The organism is Barnesiella sp. An22 (genome assembly GCF_963931395.1).
GTDB classification, from domain to species: domain Bacteria; phylum Bacteroidota; class Bacteroidia; order Bacteroidales; family Barnesiellaceae; genus Barnesiella; species Barnesiella merdigallinarum.
The window spans coordinates 160,842-176,803 of the sequence record NZ_OZ007014.1 but is presented as its reverse complement, the minus strand read 5'-3'; the positions used below and the strand labels follow the sequence as shown (position 1 = coordinate 176,803).

Annotated in this window: 12 protein-coding genes; 10 read left to right on the top strand and 2 right to left on the bottom strand. The window is 55.3% G+C overall.

The features are described 5' to 3' along the window. Positions 1–52: 52 nt before the first annotated feature. From ABGT88_RS00700 to ABGT88_RS00680, 5 genes are all read left to right on the top strand, one after another. Positions 53–2,050 (top strand): glycosyltransferase, encoded by a 1,998-nt coding sequence (locus tag ABGT88_RS00700; RefSeq protein ID WP_346699867.1) that lies wholly within the window; start codon positions 53–55, stop codon positions 2,048–2,050. A 73-nt stretch (positions 2,051–2,123) separates the two neighbouring features. Further along, entirely contained in the window at positions 2,124–3,101 is a 978-nt protein-coding gene (locus ABGT88_RS00695) for a glycosyltransferase family 2 protein (protein WP_087407881.1), read from the top strand. Beyond that, the gene (locus tag ABGT88_RS00690) at positions 3,101–4,069 is read left to right on the top strand and encodes a glycosyltransferase family 2 protein (protein ID WP_087407882.1); all 969 of its coding nucleotides are present in this window, start codon (positions 3,101–3,103) and stop codon (positions 4,067–4,069) included. Before ABGT88_RS00695 ends, ABGT88_RS00690 begins: the two co-directional genes overlap by 1 nt. A gap of 9 nt (positions 4,070–4,078) precedes the next feature. Next, on the top strand, positions 4,079–5,209 hold the full coding sequence (locus ABGT88_RS00685) for a glycosyltransferase family 4 protein (RefSeq protein ID WP_087407883.1): 1,131 nt from the start codon (positions 4,079–4,081) through the stop codon (positions 5,207–5,209). Beyond that, a complete protein-coding gene (locus tag ABGT88_RS00680) occupies positions 5,206–6,003 on the top strand; it encodes a DUF5672 family protein (RefSeq protein WP_087407884.1) in 798 nt (265 codons plus the stop codon). Before ABGT88_RS00685 ends, ABGT88_RS00680 begins: the two co-directional genes overlap by 4 nt. 27 nt (positions 6,004–6,030) lie before the next feature. Here the strand turns inward: ABGT88_RS00680 and ABGT88_RS00675 are convergent, their stop codons facing one another. After that, a complete protein-coding gene (locus ABGT88_RS00675) occupies positions 6,031–7,239 on the bottom strand; it encodes a glycosyltransferase family 1 protein (RefSeq protein WP_346699864.1) in 1,209 nt (402 codons plus the stop codon). A gap of 321 nt (positions 7,240–7,560) precedes the next feature. Between ABGT88_RS00675 and nadB the strand changes: the two genes are divergently transcribed. The 3 genes from nadB (at position 7,561) to rbr (ending at position 12,178) form a co-directional block, all read left to right on the top strand. Then, the gene (gene nadB / locus ABGT88_RS00670) at positions 7,561–9,144 is read left to right on the top strand and encodes an L-aspartate oxidase (RefSeq protein WP_346699862.1); all 1,584 of its coding nucleotides are present in this window, start codon (positions 7,561–7,563) and stop codon (positions 9,142–9,144) included. Between the two features lie 157 nt (positions 9,145–9,301). Continuing rightward, entirely contained in the window at positions 9,302–11,440 is a 2,139-nt protein-coding gene (locus tag ABGT88_RS00665) for a prolyl oligopeptidase family serine peptidase (protein ID WP_346699860.1), read from the top strand. Positions 11,441–11,599: 159 nt separating this feature from the next. After that, the gene (gene rbr, locus ABGT88_RS00660) at positions 11,600–12,178 is read left to right on the top strand and encodes a rubrerythrin (protein WP_087407888.1); all 579 of its coding nucleotides are present in this window, start codon (positions 11,600–11,602) and stop codon (positions 12,176–12,178) included. A 98-nt stretch (positions 12,179–12,276) separates the two neighbouring features. Here the strand turns inward: rbr and ABGT88_RS00655 are convergent, their stop codons facing one another. Further along, positions 12,277–13,560 carry a DUF2851 family protein gene (locus ABGT88_RS00655; RefSeq protein WP_346699857.1) on the bottom strand — a complete coding sequence of 428 codons (1,284 nt, stop codon included), beginning with the start codon at positions 13,558–13,560 and terminating at the stop codon, positions 12,277–12,279. A 222-nt stretch (positions 13,561–13,782) separates the two neighbouring features. On the opposite strand from ABGT88_RS00655, the gene ABGT88_RS00650 reads away from it, so the two are divergent. Both ABGT88_RS00650 and ABGT88_RS00645 read left to right on the top strand, forming a co-directional pair. After that, on the top strand, positions 13,783–14,502 hold the full coding sequence (locus ABGT88_RS00650; protein WP_087407890.1) for a 4-hydroxy-tetrahydrodipicolinate reductase: 720 nt from the start codon (positions 13,783–13,785) through the stop codon (positions 14,500–14,502). Between the two features lie 51 nt (positions 14,503–14,553). Then, positions 14,554–15,960, top strand: coding sequence for a S26 family signal peptidase (locus tag ABGT88_RS00645; protein ID WP_346702791.1), 1,407 nt, complete (start codon positions 14,554–14,556; stop codon positions 15,958–15,960). Positions 15,961–15,962 lie beyond the last annotated feature (2 nt).

Below are 15,962 nucleotides of genomic sequence, written 5' to 3'. Positions count from 1 at the left end.
ATTTCGACCAATCGCCGTTTTATATCGAAAAAAATAACCAAGTCACCCCGAAATGGAACACATTCACCTGTTTTTCGCCTTGAACGACACCTACTGTCGGCACTGTTGCACGACAATAGTTTCCCTCCTGGAGAACAACCCCGACGACTTCTTCGACATCTACCTCCTCTCGGACTATATCTCGCCCGAGAACCGGCAGAAACTCTCGTCGCTCGGGCAACGATACAGCCACCACACGATACATTTCCACATCGTCGACGATACCGACTTCCGCAACTTCAACCTCAACATCGGGTACATCACCCTGCAAACCTACTACCGGTATGCCATCGCCGAGTGGTTTCCCCAACTCGACAAAGCCCTCTATCTCGACTGCGACCTGGTGGTAAACGGCCCGCTCAAAGCCTTGTGGCAGACCGATATAACCGACTATATCTGTGCCGGAGTCCCCGATTTGTGGATTGAGAACATCTACTACAAGCCCGAGATAGGCATGTCGCTCGACGAACTCTACATCAACGCCGGGGTACTCCTGCTCAATCTGAAAAGAATGAGAGAGGAACACACCGGCCGACTCTTGTCACAGGCCACCGCACAGCCGCCCTGCAAAATAAAATTTCAGGACCAGGACATCATCAATCTCGTGTGCCGGGGCAAAATCAAGGCTCTGCCCGAGAGGTTCAACTTCACGACCGAAAACGCCTTCAAACACCCCGACCAACGGGCCGAAGCCACCATCATTCACTATACCGGCGAACGCAAGCCCTGGTGCGGCGAGGTCTGTGCCAACCCCTTGAAACACCTGTATTTCGACTATTTGCTAAAAACGCCCTACAACGATACCCTAAAAAAAGACTCTATGCTGAAACGACTCACCCACCTCTTCTCGCACAAACAGAAAGATTCGTCCCGCCCCATACGCGTAGCCCTGCTCATCGACGAGTTTTTCGGCGGTGCCGGAACGGCATTCGGCGGATACGGTTTTCTGGCACGACACTACATTGCCAAATATCTCCCGTGCGACGATATACAAATCGACGTATTGCTACGGCTCGACTACCAGCGGAAAAAGAAAAAAGCGACCAAAACCCGGGTAGACAACGTCGACGTATATGTGCTGCCCGGACGGAAATATGCCGCTGCCTGGCTGAAGAGAAAGAACTACGACCTCTACTTCTCCATCGAGCTCACCAGCTCGTTCCTCAAATACGAACCCAACCCCAACAAGCGGCTGCTTTTGTGGGTACAAGACCCGAGGCCCTGGAAGGACTGGCTCGAAATACAAACCGTCAAACTTTTCCCCGAGTCGTGCTACTGGAATACCGAGGTCTACGAACTCGTACACCGCCTCTACACCGAGGGGCGCGTCACCTTCGTCACCCAAGGCCGATTCCTCATCGAGAAAGCCCGATGCCTCTACCGCCTCTCGCCCGAGACTCCTATCGACTATCTGCCCAACCCGGTAGACATCGATCCCGCATTCGACGTGAAGAGCTTCCCCAAGAAAAACCACATCATCTTCATCGGCCGCATCGAGTCGGTAAAGCGGGGCTGGCTCTTCTGCGAGATTGCCAAGCGCATGCCCGAATACGAGTTCTACATGCTGGGACAATCGTTCCGCGAGAAGGCTCAAAACGACTCGGTCATGGCACAATACCGGGAAGGTATCAAAAACCTGCACTTCACCGGCCACGTCGAGGGCGAAGAAAAATTCAACTATATCAAGGAGGCCAAGATTCTCGTCAACACCTCCATACACGAAGCACTGCCCGTGACTTTCCTCGAAGCACTCGCCTACGGCACACTGCTGGTGAGCTGCCAAAACCCCGAGAGCCTTACCGAGAAATTCGGCATCTATACCGGCCCCGTGCTGGGCGACGGATTCGACAAGATAGACCTTTTTGTCGAGGCCATTCGCTCCCTCATGGAGAACGAAGAGAAGCGGCAGGCTCTCTCGATTGCCGGGTATGAATATGTAAAACAGGTACACAATGTGCCCGATTTCATACGCAACACCCGGGAACTCATCCGCCGCGAAGCCCGCAGATAAAAATCTTTCGGCCGACCCGCGAACCCGATTGCCGCATTATCACTACCTTTACAAAAAGAAAAACGACAAGAGCATGACACCCCAAGTATCGGTCATCATTCCCGTTTACAACGTAGGCAAATACCTCGAAAAATGCCTCTCCTCGGTCGTGGAGCAAACCTTTACCGACCTGGAAATCGTTGTCGTCAACGACGGCAGTACCGACGACTCGCCCCAGATCATTGCCCGATTTGCCCGACAGGATTCACGCATCGTGGTCATCGACAAGTCGAACGAAGGGCTCGCCTATGCCCGCAAATCGGGTGTAGAGGCTGCCCGGGGCACCTATATCTACCACCTCGACGGCGACGATTACCTCGAACCCGATGCTATCGAGCTGATATATGCCCAAGCCCGGGAAACTGATGCCGACATGACTATAGCGCCTTTCGTAATCGACTATCCCGAGACCGGCCAGTCGCAGCACTCGCTCGTGCCGGGTCGCGAAAGCTACACCGGGCTGGAATACTTCTCCGAAATTGCTTTCACCCGAGCCCATTGGTCGGTATTCAGCTACCTGCACAAGCGCAACCTGTATGACCATGTCACCTTTTGCAAAGGGCTAAGCTACGGCGAAGATGTTTACCTCACCACACAATTAACCTACTACTCCTCACGTATAGCTGTCATCAAAGGCAAGCCTCTCATGCACTATATCATACGGAATAGCTCCATCACCAACAGCAGGTTCAGCGAGCAAAAAGCCCGGGATATATTGCTCTATCCCGACCTGGTAAACGACTTTTTCAAAGATAAACCCGAATACAACTTGCTGCAAAAAGAGCTCGGGGCTATCCGCATACAGGCCTATAACACCCTGTTGAGCAAGCGATGGTTCAAAGATGCCCACCGGTTGAGCCGGGAGTCGCTCGCCATCTTGCGGCAGTACCCCGACCTCAAAAGCATACCCCAGATACGGGCCTTCCGCAAGCTCTTCACCCTCTATGCCCATAGCCCGATATTAGGAAGATTGTATGCCCAGTATTATATTTGCAAAAAGAAAATCAAGTAATGGCACCCCGAGTCTCTGTCGTCATTCCGGTTTACAACGTGGGCAAACAGCTCGAAACCTGTTTGCAGTCGGTTGTCGGTCAAACTTTTACCGACCTGGAAATCGTTGTTGTCAACGACGGCAGTACCGACGACTCGCCCCAGATTGTCGCCCGGTTTGCCCGACAAGACCCCCGCATCGTAATCATCGACCGACCCAACGAGGGAGTAGCCTATGCCCGCAAACACGGTGTGGAGGCTGCCCGGGGAGAATACATACAATATCTCGATGGCGACGACTTCCTCGAACCCGATGCCATCGAACTGCTCTACCGGAAAGCTGTCGACGAACAGGCCGATATGGTAGTACTCCCCTTTTGGCTCGAAAGTGAAAACCGCAAGAAAGCCTCCAACCCTACACCGGGAACCTACGATTCGGTATCGTTTTTCTACTCCCTGGCCTTTTGCCGCAACTATTGGGCCGTGTGGTCGTTCCTGCACAAGCGGTCGCTATACGCCGGGGTACATGTCGAAAAAGGATTGAGCTATGGCGAGGACGCCTATCTGGCCTCGCAACTGACCTACTTTGCCCGCAAAATCGTGGTACTCGAGTCACACCCGCTGTTGCACTATGTCATTCACAGCGGCTCGGCCACCCTGAGCGGGTTCTCCGAAAAAAAGGCTCGTGACATCGAACTGTATCCTCAACTGCAACGGCGTTTCTATGCCGACAAGCCTACCTATCGACAAGTAGAAAAAGCTCTTGCCAATGTCGAATTGGGAGCCATCGTCCTGTTGTTGAGCAAACGCTGGTTCGGCGAGGCCCGACGCCTGGCCCTGCGAGCCATGGAAATCGAGAAACAATTCCCGGGGCTGCTGCACCAGCGCCCCGCCCGCCATTATCGCAAACTGCTGAAAGCCTATGCCCGCAGCGAATTTTGGGGCAAGCTGATGGCTCGGTATTATCTCTTCACCCGGAAAATAAAATAGACACAAACCATGAAGATTCTCTTCTTTTCGCATGGAAAACGCGCCAACGGCGGCGCCGAACGCTGCTTGCTCGACCTCATCAAAGGAATAAAGCAAGCCCACGAGTCGTGGGAAATCTATGTGGTCTTCCCGGGACAAGACGAATTATGGGAAATGTCTCGTCCCTACCTGTCGGGGTATGCCTTCATACGACAACCCTGGTGGCTGGTTCGTCCCAAAAAGAACGGCTGGCGCAAGCGGCTTCTCTTCAACATACAGAAGCGTAATGCCATACGCCAAACCCGCAATTACCTCCGCACCGTCGCCCCCGACATAGCTATCACCAACACCCTGGCGACCCCCATCGGTGCCTGGGCAGCACGGGAAGAGAACATCACACACTATTGGTTCATACACGAAATTCCCCCGTTGGCACGCAATCTGGTCTACCTTTTCAACGAAGGGAAAAGCCTCAAACAAGTCGGTGCCCTGTCGCAGAAAATCATCGTCCCCTCCGATTTCGTAGGCGAATATTACAAAGCCCATTTCCCCGAAGCCGGGAAAATAGAGGTCGTGTACCAGTCGGTCGACATCGTGCCCCCCGCACGTCCCCGGGTCGACCAGCCCTTCACCATAGGCATGCTGGCCAATTTCGAGCCCAACAAGGGACAACATATCGCCATCGAGGCCTTTCGCGAGGTCGTGAAAGAGTACCCCGACACACACCTGCTGCTCATCGGCGGCAACCACAGCCGATATGCCCAGGAAATCAAGGAAAGCGTCATTGCCTACAAACTGGAATCGAATGTCTCGATTGTCGAGCACACCATTCACCCCCACGACTACCTCATACAGGCCGACGCCGCCCTGGTATGCTCGGGTTTTGAATGTTTCGGCCGGGTAATCGTTGAGGGACTCAAATGCGGGCTGCCCGTCGTTGTTCCCGACAAACCTTTCGGCCGGGAACTGATTCGGGAGGGATACAACGGTTTTCTCTACAACCGCGACGATGCCCATGACCTGGCCCGCAAAATCATCTTGCTACGCCGGCAAGACCTCTCTACCTTGAAACAGAATGCACTGGATTCGGTCGAGAACCGCTTCTCGGTCCATTCATTCGCCCAAGATTTTACTGCTATCATCAATCCTGCAAAGTCATGAACAAGCCCTCGGTAATCATCGTCATTCCCATCTACACAACACGATTATCCGACCTCGAACTGGCGGCTTTAGACCAGTGTTTCCGGGTGCTCGCCACACACGATATATGTTTCGTGAAACCCCAGTCGCTCGATTTGACACCCCTCGCCGACCGCTATCGGACCGACTACGTCGTCGACTTCCCCGATACCTGTTTCCTGGGCATCGCCGCCTACAACCGACTCATGATGTCGCCCGAGTTCTACGAGGCTTTCGAGCAGTGGGAATACATGCTCATCTATCAGCCCGATGCCTGGGTCTTCGCCGACAACCTCGACGACTGGTGTGCCCGCGGCTACGACTATATAGGGGCTCCCTGGATACCCAAACCCAAATACGGCCGACTCTACTATCGCCTCTTCAATCGCCTGAAACGGGCTCTCAACCGGGTGTCGGGGGCTTCGGACTACAGCCAGCTCTACTACCGGGTAGGCAACGGCGGGCTGTCGTTGCGGCGCATCGCCCTCTTTGCCCGCACCGCTCGCGACATGGAACCGCAAGTAGCCCGTTATTTGAGCCATCCCGGGGTCGATTTCTACAACGAAGATATTTTCTGGAGTCTCGAAGCCAACCGCGACCAAGAGCGGCTGAAGATACCCCACTGGCAAGAGGCGCTCCAATTCTCGTTCGACAAGAACCCGGCCGTCTGCTACGAACTCAACGGCCACCGGTTGCCCTTCGGGTGTCACGGCTGGAGCAAAAAAAATATGTTGCCCTTTTGGGAACAACATATCCAAACACTTAGACACGGCTAATCGCACCGTCTCTAACCCTCCCCTCGCTTACAGGAAAGGAAGGTATCGCGATATTTTCTTCCGCATGTTCGACGAAGTCTGCACAAAACGCTCCTCGCCCGAAGCATTGTCGTCGAAACATTTCAGATACACGGCATTCATCTCGTCGGCCAACCGTTTCGGGTCGAACCGCACGACATACTCCTTGCCCTGCTCGATCATTTCGTGGCGCAGTTTCTCGTCGCTCATCACCCGCTTCATGGCATCGGCCATACCGGCCACATCGTCGGGACCTACATAAATCGAGTGAGGTCCGCCGGCCTCTTCGAGGCACGACCCCGTGGCGGCTATTACCGGCACACCGGCCGAGAGAGCCTCGACAATGGGAATGCCGAACCCTTCGAACCGCGACGGATAGACAAACGCCGTAGCCAGATGATACAGTACGGGCAGATCGCCGAACTTCAGATTATGAATAATGTGTACCCGGTCGCTCAACCCATGAGCCTCGACATAGGCCTTCACCTTCTCGGCGTAAGGGGTGCATTTGCCCACGGCCACCAGATGCACATCGCCCAACCGCTCGATAGCCTTCACGGCCAGCAGCAGGTTTTTACGCTCCTCGATAGTGCCCACACTCAAGATAAAGTGGTCGGGCAGCCCGTAGGCCTGACGCACACGCTCCTTCTCACCGGCTGCTACCGGCTTGGCAAAAACAGGGTCGCAACCCTGATAAACCACATCGATCTTGTCGGGCGAGATGCCGTAAAACTTCACGATGTCGCGCTTGGTACACTCGCTCACCGCCACAATGCGGTTGGCCTTGCGGCACGCATACCTGAACTTGTAGTTATAGATTTTTCTATCCAACCAGTGATAATATTGGGGATAGCGCAGGAATATCAGATCGTGAATGGTCACCACACTGCGAATACCCGTGCGATGGAGCCCCATGGGAAGTTCGTTGCTCAATCCATGATACAGCTGTACACCGTCTTGCAGTAACCCCCGTTTGATAAAGAAGGTACGCCACAAGGCCTTGCAACTTTTCATCAAGAAAGTGCGGGGCAAAATCGAAGCCACATTCTTGTGCTTCAACAGGGAATCATACGAGGCATTCTTGCATCTTTTGGGTATATACATACGGTACTTGTGCTCGTTGCCGTACGTAGCCATCGTATCTACCATGAATCGGCTGTAATTGCCCAATCCGGTAAAATTGGCGTTAGCCCTTTTTGCATCGAATCCTATAATCATCCTTAAATCTCAATTTACGGTTTACATAAGAATAGATGTATTCTACACCTATTTTGCTGCATGCCTCTCAAAAAATTTTAGGTTTTTCTTCCATTTCTCGAACAGGCAAAATAAATTTCTCATTTTTAAAACATTATAGAGATACGTTTCCCCTATTGCCATTTCCTGTTTTTTTCATCTATCTCGACAAGCGACTTTGCCCGGCGACAACTATTCTACACAGAATCCGGGCACAAAGGTACATTTTGTTGCAATTATTTTTATCTTTGTGCAAATAAAAATACGGTATATCCCCCGTATTTCCCGCAAAAAGAAAGAGAGATGGTACACAAATTCGACTTTTTAGTCATCGGTTCCGGTATTGCCGGAATGAGTTTTGCCCTCAAAGTGGCTCACAAAGGAAAAGTAGCCCTCATTTGCAAAACCGAATTGGAAGAGGCCAACACCTATTTCGCTCAAGGAGGCGTAGCTTCGGTAACAAACACATTGGTCGACAACTTCGAAAAACATATCGAAGACACCATGATAGCCGGCGACTGGCTCAGCGACCGCGCCGCTGTCGAGAAGGTCGTGCGCGAGGCACCCTCACAAATCAAGGAGCTCATCAAATGGGGTGTAGACTTCGATAAAAACGAAAAAGGCGAATTCGACCTGCACCGCGAAGGCGGTCACTCCGAGTTCCGCATCCTCCATCACAAGGACAACACCGGTGCCGAAATCCAGGACAGCCTCATCAAGGCCGTCAGACAACACCCCAACATCACCATCTTTGAGAAACATTTCGCCATCGAAATCATCACCCAGCACCATCTGGGAGTTACCGTCACCCGACAGACGCCCGACATCGAGTGCTACGGTGCCTATGTACTCGACCTCAATACCGGCAAGGTAGAGACCTTCCTTTCCAAAGTGACCCTCATGGCCACCGGCGGCGTGGGTGCCATCTACCAAACCACCACCAACCCGCTCGTGGCTACCGGCGACGGAATCGCCATGGTATACCGGGCCAAAGGTACCGTCAAGGACATGGAGTTTATCCAGTTCCACCCCACGGCTCTCTACCATCCCGGCGACCGCCCCTCGTTCCTCATCACCGAGGCCATGCGCGGCTACGGTGCCGTGTTGCGTACGCTCGACGGTAAGGAGTTCATGCAGAAGTACGACCCGCGCCTGTCGCTGGCTCCCCGCGACATTGTGGCCCGGGCCATCGACAACGAGATGAAAAACCGGGGCGACGACCACGTCTACCTCGACGTCACTCACAAAGACCCCGAAGAGACCAAGAAACACTTCCCCAACATCTACGAGAAGTGCAAGAGCCTGGGCATCGACATCACCCGCGACTACATACCCGTAGCCCCGGCCGCCCACTACCTGTGCGGCGGTATCAAGGTCGACCTCGACGCCCGCTCGTCGATCAACCGCCTCTATGCCGTGGGCGAGTGCTCCTGCACCGGTCTGCACGGCGGTAACCGGCTGGCATCCAACTCGCTCATCGAGGCCGTAGTCTATGCCGATGCGGCTGCCAAACACAGCCTCAAGGTCATCGACAACTACTCCTATCAAGAGAATATCCCCGAGTGGAACGACGAGGGGACCGTAGAGCCCGAAGAGATGGTGCTCATCACCCAAAGTGTCAAGGAGGTGGGCCAGATCATGAGTACCTATGTAGGTATCGTCCGCTCCAACCTGCGCCTCAAACGGGCCTGGGACCGTCTCGACATCCTCTACGAAGAGACCGAAAGCCTCTTCAAGCGCAGCAAGGCTTCGAAAGAGATTTGCGAGCTGCGCAACATGATCAACACCGGTTATCTGGTGATGCGTCAGGCCATGGACCGCAAGGAGAGCCGAGGGTTGCACTACACCATCGACTACCCGCACCCCGACACCACACCGCACAAGTAACCGGTCGAAAACACGACTGTCGACCCACGCGTAGTACCGCATTGCTTATATCAACGGGGCTGTGTAGAAATGATTCGTTTTTCCCACAGCCCCTTGTTGTCGATAGCATGCACCATGCCGCCCGGGAAAAATAGAACTAAAAAACCAATATATTGTTATGAAAAATCGTATCATCCCCGTTGCCATAGCGACAATAGCGATGACAACCTTTTCAAATTGTAATCAAGTGAAGAAAATAGAACATCTGCCCTACCCCGAAACCAAGCGCGGCAACGTGACCGACAACTACTTCGGCACCGAGGTGGCCGACCCGTACCGCTGGCTCGAGGACGACCGCTCCGAAGCGACGGCCGCCTGGGTAAAAGCCGAAAACGAAGTGACCTTCGACTACCTGTCGAAGATTCCCTTCCGCCAGGCCATCAAAGAGCGACTGACCGAGCTGTGGAACTACCCCAAAGAGAGTGCCCCCACGAAAAAGGGCGACTGGCTTTACTTCTCGCGCAACGACGGTTTGCAAAATCAAGACATCATCTACCGGCAGGCCAACCCCGAAGCCGAAGCCGAGGTATTCCTCGACCCCAACCAACTCTCCGACGACGGAACGGTAGCCCTGGCTTCCACCTCGTTCTCGAAAGATGGCAAATACTTTGCCTTCGCTACGGCTGCATCGGGCTCGGACTGGGTCGAGATACACGTCATGGAGACCGAGGGTAAACGTCTGCTCGACGACTGCATCGAGTGGGCCAAATTCTCGGGAGCCACCTGGAGCCCCGACAGCAAAGGCTTCTATTACAGCCGATACGACGAACCCAAAGAGGGCGTGTTTACCTCCAAGAACGAATATCAAAAGGTCTATTATCACCAAGTAGGCACTCCCCAAAGCGCCGACCGCCTCGTCTATACCGACCCCCAGCATCCGCTGCGATACTTCTCGGCCTGGGAGAGCGACGACAGCCGCTGGGTATTCGTCCTTTCGTCCGAGGGTACATCGGGTAGCGAGATTCTCTACAAACGCAAGGGCGACTCCTCCTTCCAGGTTCTGCTCAAGGGCTTCGACTACGATTACAGCCCCGTCGAGTGCCAGGACGACCAGCTCTACGTCATGAGCAACGAAGGGGCCGAGAACTACCACCTCATCAAAATCGACCTCAACGACCCCACAAAACGCCAGGTAGTCATCGCCGAAAAGGAGAATCTGCTCGAGAGTGTCAGCTCGGCCGGTGGCTGCCTGATGGCCATCTACCTCGAGGATGCGCAAAACAAGGCCTATCAATACGGTCTGGACGGCAAGCTCATCCGCGAAATAGAACTGCCGGGTATAGGCACAGTCGAAGGCTTCAACGGCGAAAAGGAGGATACCGAACTCTACTACTCGATTACCACCTTCACGGCCCCGGCCACCATCTACTCGTTCAATCTCGAGAGCGGCAAGTCTACCCTCTACTTCCGTCCCGAAGTGGCCTTCAACCCCGACGACTTCACCACCGAACAGATATTCTTCACCAGCAAGGACGGCACACGCGTGCCCATGTTTGTCTCGCACAAGAAAGGGATGAAGCTCAACGGCAACAACCCCTGCTACCTCTACGGTTACGGCGGTTTCCAGATTAACCTCACCCCCTCGTTCAGCCCCTCGGCAATCATGTTCATGGAGCAGGGCGGCGTGTATGTGTTCGTCACGCTGCGCGGCGGACTCGAATATGGCGAGAAATGGCACCGGGCCGGCATGCTCGAGAACAAGCAGAACGTATTCGACGACTTCATCTCGGCAGCCAAATACCTGATAGACAACCGATACACCTCGTCGAAAAAACTGGCCATTGCCGGCGGCTCGAACGGCGGTCTGCTGGTAGGTGCCTGCGAGGTTCAGCGGCCCGACCTCTTTGCCGTGTGTCTGCCCAGCGTGGGCGTTATGGACATGCTCCGCTACCACAAGTTCACCATCGGTTGGGGTTGGGTAGTCGAGTATGGCTCGAGCGACAACCAGGAGCAGTTTGAATACCTCTACAAATATTCGCCGCTGCACAACATCAAGAAGGGCGAGAAGTACCCCGCCACCCTCATCACCACGGCCGACCACGACGACCGGGTAGTGCCGGCCCACTCGTTCAAGTTTGCGGCTCAGATGCAATATGCCCAGTCGGGCAACGCCCCCATACTCATACGCATCGAAACCAACGCCGGGCATGGTGCCGGCAAGCCTACCTCGAAACGTATCGACGAGGCTACCGACTGCTACGCCTTCCTGTTCCAGAATACAAATACTCCCTATATTCCTGTCAATCAGAAGAGATAGAGCGGATACCCCTCCTGAGAAAAGAGTTCGCCCCCGGTTGGGGACGAACTCTTTTTCATTTCCACACACCCCCGAAACAAATTTATAGCCAACTCTACCCCCACTTTCCCGAACCATTTCTCTCCCCGGTTGTTCTTACCATACAAAAAGCAATCTGCCATGATGAAATCGATTCAAGGAACCCAGACCGAACAGAACCTGCTCAAAGCCTTTGCCGGCGAGTCGCAGGCCCGTAACCGCTACACCCTCTTTGCCCGGAAGGCGCAGGAGGAAGGATATGAACAAATCAGAGCCGTCTTTGCCGAAACGGCCGAACAGGAGCTGGCCCACGCCACCCGTTTCTTCAACTTCCTGCAAGGGGGCATGGTCTCCATCACCGCCGAATATCCGGCCGGACGCGTAGGCACCACGGCCGAAAATCTGCTCGAAGCCGCCGAGGGCGAGCGCCTCGAATGGAGCGACCTCTACAACAACTTCGGACAGGTGGCTGCCGACGAAGGTTTCAAGGATGTGGCCACGGCCTTCAAGATGGTCGCCCAAGTCGAGAACTTCCACGAGTGGCGCTACCGCAAACTGCTCGAACGGCTCCACGACGACACCCTCTTCAAACGCGAGACTCCTATTCGCTGGCAATGCCGCAACTGCGGCTACATCTACGAAGGTACCGTGGCTCCCGCCCGATGCCCGGCCTGTCTCGAACCGCGCGCCTTCTTCGAGCCCGCCCGCGAAAACTATTGAACAAAACTATCTATCTTTTCATACGACCCAGCCCGTGGTTTGCGACTCCCCGTCGCCGCCACGGGTCTCTTTTTTTACCCCCCTGAGCCATTCCTCGCCTACGGCTTCATGGCCGAGCGGGCGAGCAACTTGTGCCCGATGCGACAATAGAGGCACTTGTGTGCCTGGCAATATTCGTTGTTCAACTGTATCACGGCCTGGCTCTCGAGCGCACTGTTTACCCCCACCCCCATTGCCGCGAAACGGCGCACAATCGAGTTCTTCTCGGGGCGCAGCGACTCGAGCAACGCCAGGGCCCGGTCGGTCATCGCCTCGTTGCCGGTCGATACCCCACAGGCATAGAGCAGCGGGGCCACGGCGTTGATGAGCACGATGTCGATCGCACTCTCGCCCAGCACCGCACTCGACTCGGGCGAGGCATGCCCGAAGAGGTAGTGTGTAGTCCAATAACCCGACAGCTCGACCTTGAAGATAGCCCGCAGCGCCTCGTCGCTGTCGGCCTCGCAGATGCGCGAAAAGAGATTGAATCCCCGGTGAATATACTGGGCCAGCATGGCAATGCGCCGGTGGGGAAAGTTGGCCGGCCGCAGCCTGAAGAACTTCCAGCTGTCGGGGTTGATGGGCGTGAGCCCGAACTTGTTTCGCAAGAAGGCATACTCACCCGTCAACCGCGTATAGTAGTCGTCGCCCGCATGCTCCCCCTCGACCAACAGTCCCGCCTGCCCGAAGAGGAAAGCCTCGACCTGCGCCAGCGAGTCGGCATGCTTCTGCATGAAACGCAGCGGCAGACTGCGGGCCAACCGCTCGAAGGCGTCGCCGTTGATGCCGAACCCCAGACTGCGCGATACCGCCACGTAGCACACCTCTTCCCAGCTGCCCCGATAGAGCTCGAGCCAGTCGTGCAGACGCTGCGCCTTGGCCTGCAACCTCTCCACGGCCAGCGACGAAATCCAGTCGGCCAGCAACACCGGATCGAAATCGCCGATGTACCGGGCACACGACTGGCTGGGCGAGTGGGCCACCAGCGATTCGTAATCGGCCCGGAACGTGGGCGAACACGACAGCACCAGCGTGGGAATCTCCTCACCGTCGGTGCGGTAGACTGGGGTATCGGCCACCTCGACCACATGCAGCACCACCGAGTCGTAGGCCGGGTCGAGGTGATGGTTGTGCCGCCGCCAGTCCGAAGCCCGCCGGTGAATTTCCACGTTACCGGCCCAGACGTAACCGTCGATTCCAATTTTGGCATTGAAAAAATCGGGGCCCGAGTCGGTATTCAACCGCCCCACGTCGATTACCCGCACCTTGCGGCCGTCGACCGTCGTCAGTCGCGACGGGTCGAAGAGCCGGTGCTGCCACACATATTGCATGAGTTTTTCCATACGAGCAAGCTGTTTGCGTGTTTTTCATCTTTTCCGTCCATTCCCCTACCCGGGAAAAAGGGAGAAAACGACAGAGATAACTCCCGAAAACGGTGTTTTTATTCGCCTCGGCGCTCACCATTCTCTATCTTTTACTATCTTTGTCTCTGCATATATGCAAATTAAATGAACCTTATTGAATAAACCGGTATAAACCGAGATGTTTTGTAACAGAAGTTCGATATGAAAATAGCGCTTATTGGATACGGAAAAATGGGACATGCCATCGAAGAGATAGCTCTGTCTCGCGGACACGAAATTGTGTGTCGCATCGATAAAGACAACCAGGACGATTTTGATTCACCCCAGTTCAAGAGTGCCGACGTGGCCATCGAGTTCACCGCTCCCACCGTGGCACTGGGCAACTACCGCCGGGCCTTTGCCGCCGGTGTTCCCGTGGTATCGGGTACGACGGGCTGGCTCGAGCATCTGCCCGAAGTGAAAGAGGCCTGCGAGAAGGGTCAGACCTTTTTCTACGCCTCCAACTTCAGCCTGGGCGTGAACATCTTCTTTGCCGTGAACAAATACCTGGCCGGCATCATGAACCACTTCCCGCAATACGAAGTGAGCCTCGAAGAGATTCACCACGTGCACAAGCTCGACCACCCCAGCGGCACCGCCATCACGCTGGCCGAAGATATTATCGGCCAACTCGACTCGAAGCATTCGTGGACCGAGGCCCAGCCTGCCCCGGCCGACGCCATTCCCGTCGTAGCCCGTCGCGAAGGCGAGGTGCCCGGCACCCATATCATCACCTACGACAGCGAGGTCGATACCATCCGCATCTCTCACGAGGCCAAGAGCCGCAAAGGATTTGCCCTGGGAGCCGTCGTTGCCGCCGAGTTTACGGTGGGCAAGAAAGGTTTCCTCACCATGCAAGACCTCTTCTCGTTCCTCAAATAATCCCCTGTCATGGATCAAAACACCGCTTCGAAATACAGCCTCGCCGAACGGCTGAAACGGGTCAAAAAGACCCGCTGGATACGATTCACGATCGTAGCCCTCATCTACATCGGCTGGACCATCTGGCTCAACAACTACTACGTGCTGTTCGGCCTCCTGCTCCTCATCGACATCTACCTCACCCAGTATATCCCCTGGGGGTGGTGGAAGACGAGCAAGAACCGCGCCGTGCGCACCGTCATGGAGTGGGTCGATGCCATTGTCTACGCCCTGGTGCTGGTCTACTTCATCTTCATCTTCATCTTCCAGAACTACCAGATACCCTCCTCGTCGCTCGAGAAGTCGATGCTGGTGGGCGACTATCTGCTGGTGAGCAAGATGAGCTACGGTCCGCGGGTACCCAACACCCCGCTGCACTTCCCCCTGGCCCAGCACACCCTGCCCATACTCAACACGAAATCGTATATCGAGTGGCCCCAGTGGCCCTACCACCGGCTCAAGGGCTTCGGCAAGGTGGAGCGCAACGACATCGTGGTCTTCAACTTCCCGGCCGGCGATACCGTGGCTACCAAACAGCCCAACCCCGACTACTACACCCTCTGTTTCTACGACGGACGCGAAGCGGTGAACCGCAACAAGGCACTCTATGGCGACATCATCTACCGTCCCGTAGACCGTCGCGAAAACTATGTGAAGCGCTGCGTGGGATTGCCCGGCGATACCTTCAGCATCGTGAAGAACGACATCTACATCGACGGCGTCAAGCAGCCGCGCCCCAAACACATGCAGCTCAACTACCTGGTGAAAACCAACGGCCGCTACCTGGCCAACAGCGATTTCGAGCGGTGGGGCATCAGTGTCGACGACCGCATCCCCCTCGACATCTCGAGTGAAAACGCCCGCAAAAACCTGGCCAGTTGGGGCATCACCCCCAACCCCGACGGCAGCATGAACCCCGTCTATGAACTCCCCCTCACGCAGGCCATGATTGCCCAGATGCGCAAGGACCCGTCCATCGAGCAGATAGTCGAAGAACCTGGATTCCTGGGCGGACAGACCTACCCGCTGGTGACCTCGAACACCTGGACCCGCTCGGACTACGGCCCCGTGTGGATTCCCAAGAAGGGAGCCACCCTCAAGCTCACCCTCGAAAACCTGCCCATCTACGAGCGACCCATCACCGCCTACGAGCACAACGACCTGCAAGTGAAGGATGGCAAAATCTATATCAACGGGCAGGAGACCGACTCCTACACCTTCAAGATGGACTACTACATGATGCTGGGCGACAACCGCGACAAGTCGGCCGACAGCCGCTACTGGGGCTTCGTACCCGAAGACCACATCGTGGGCAAACCCATGTTTGTATTCCTCTCGCTCGACAAGGACAAAGGACTCTTCGACGGTAAGATTCGCTTCAACCGCATGTTCCGGTCGGTCGACAGCCTGGTCAACTAACA

What these genes read in the sequence shown, in the direction of transcription:
- ABGT88_RS00700 (WP_346699867.1), top strand. Translation starts at nt 53, where the DNA reads ATGGAACACATTCACCTGTTTTTCGCCTTGAACGACACCTACTGTCGG.
- ABGT88_RS00695 (WP_087407881.1), top strand. Translation starts at nt 2,124, where the DNA reads ATGACACCCCAAGTATCGGTCATCATTCCCGTTTACAACGTAGGCAAA.
- ABGT88_RS00690 (WP_087407882.1), top strand. Translation starts at nt 3,101, where the DNA reads ATGGCACCCCGAGTCTCTGTCGTCATTCCGGTTTACAACGTGGGCAAA.
- ABGT88_RS00685 (WP_087407883.1), top strand. Translation starts at nt 4,079, where the DNA reads ATGAAGATTCTCTTCTTTTCGCATGGAAAACGCGCCAACGGCGGCGCC.
- ABGT88_RS00680 (WP_087407884.1), top strand. Translation starts at nt 5,206, where the DNA reads ATGAACAAGCCCTCGGTAATCATCGTCATTCCCATCTACACAACACGA.
- ABGT88_RS00675 (WP_346699864.1), bottom strand. Translation starts at nt 7,239, where the DNA reads ATGATTATAGGATTCGATGCAAAAAGGGCTAACGCCAATTTTACCGGA.
- nadB (WP_346699862.1), top strand. Translation starts at nt 7,561, where the DNA reads ATGGTACACAAATTCGACTTTTTAGTCATCGGTTCCGGTATTGCCGGA.
- ABGT88_RS00665 (WP_346699860.1), top strand. Translation starts at nt 9,302, where the DNA reads ATGAAAAATCGTATCATCCCCGTTGCCATAGCGACAATAGCGATGACA.
- rbr (WP_087407888.1), top strand. Translation starts at nt 11,600, where the DNA reads ATGATGAAATCGATTCAAGGAACCCAGACCGAACAGAACCTGCTCAAA.
- ABGT88_RS00655 (WP_346699857.1), bottom strand. Translation starts at nt 13,560, where the DNA reads ATGGAAAAACTCATGCAATATGTGTGGCAGCACCGGCTCTTCGACCCG.
- ABGT88_RS00650 (WP_087407890.1), top strand. Translation starts at nt 13,783, where the DNA reads ATGAAAATAGCGCTTATTGGATACGGAAAAATGGGACATGCCATCGAA.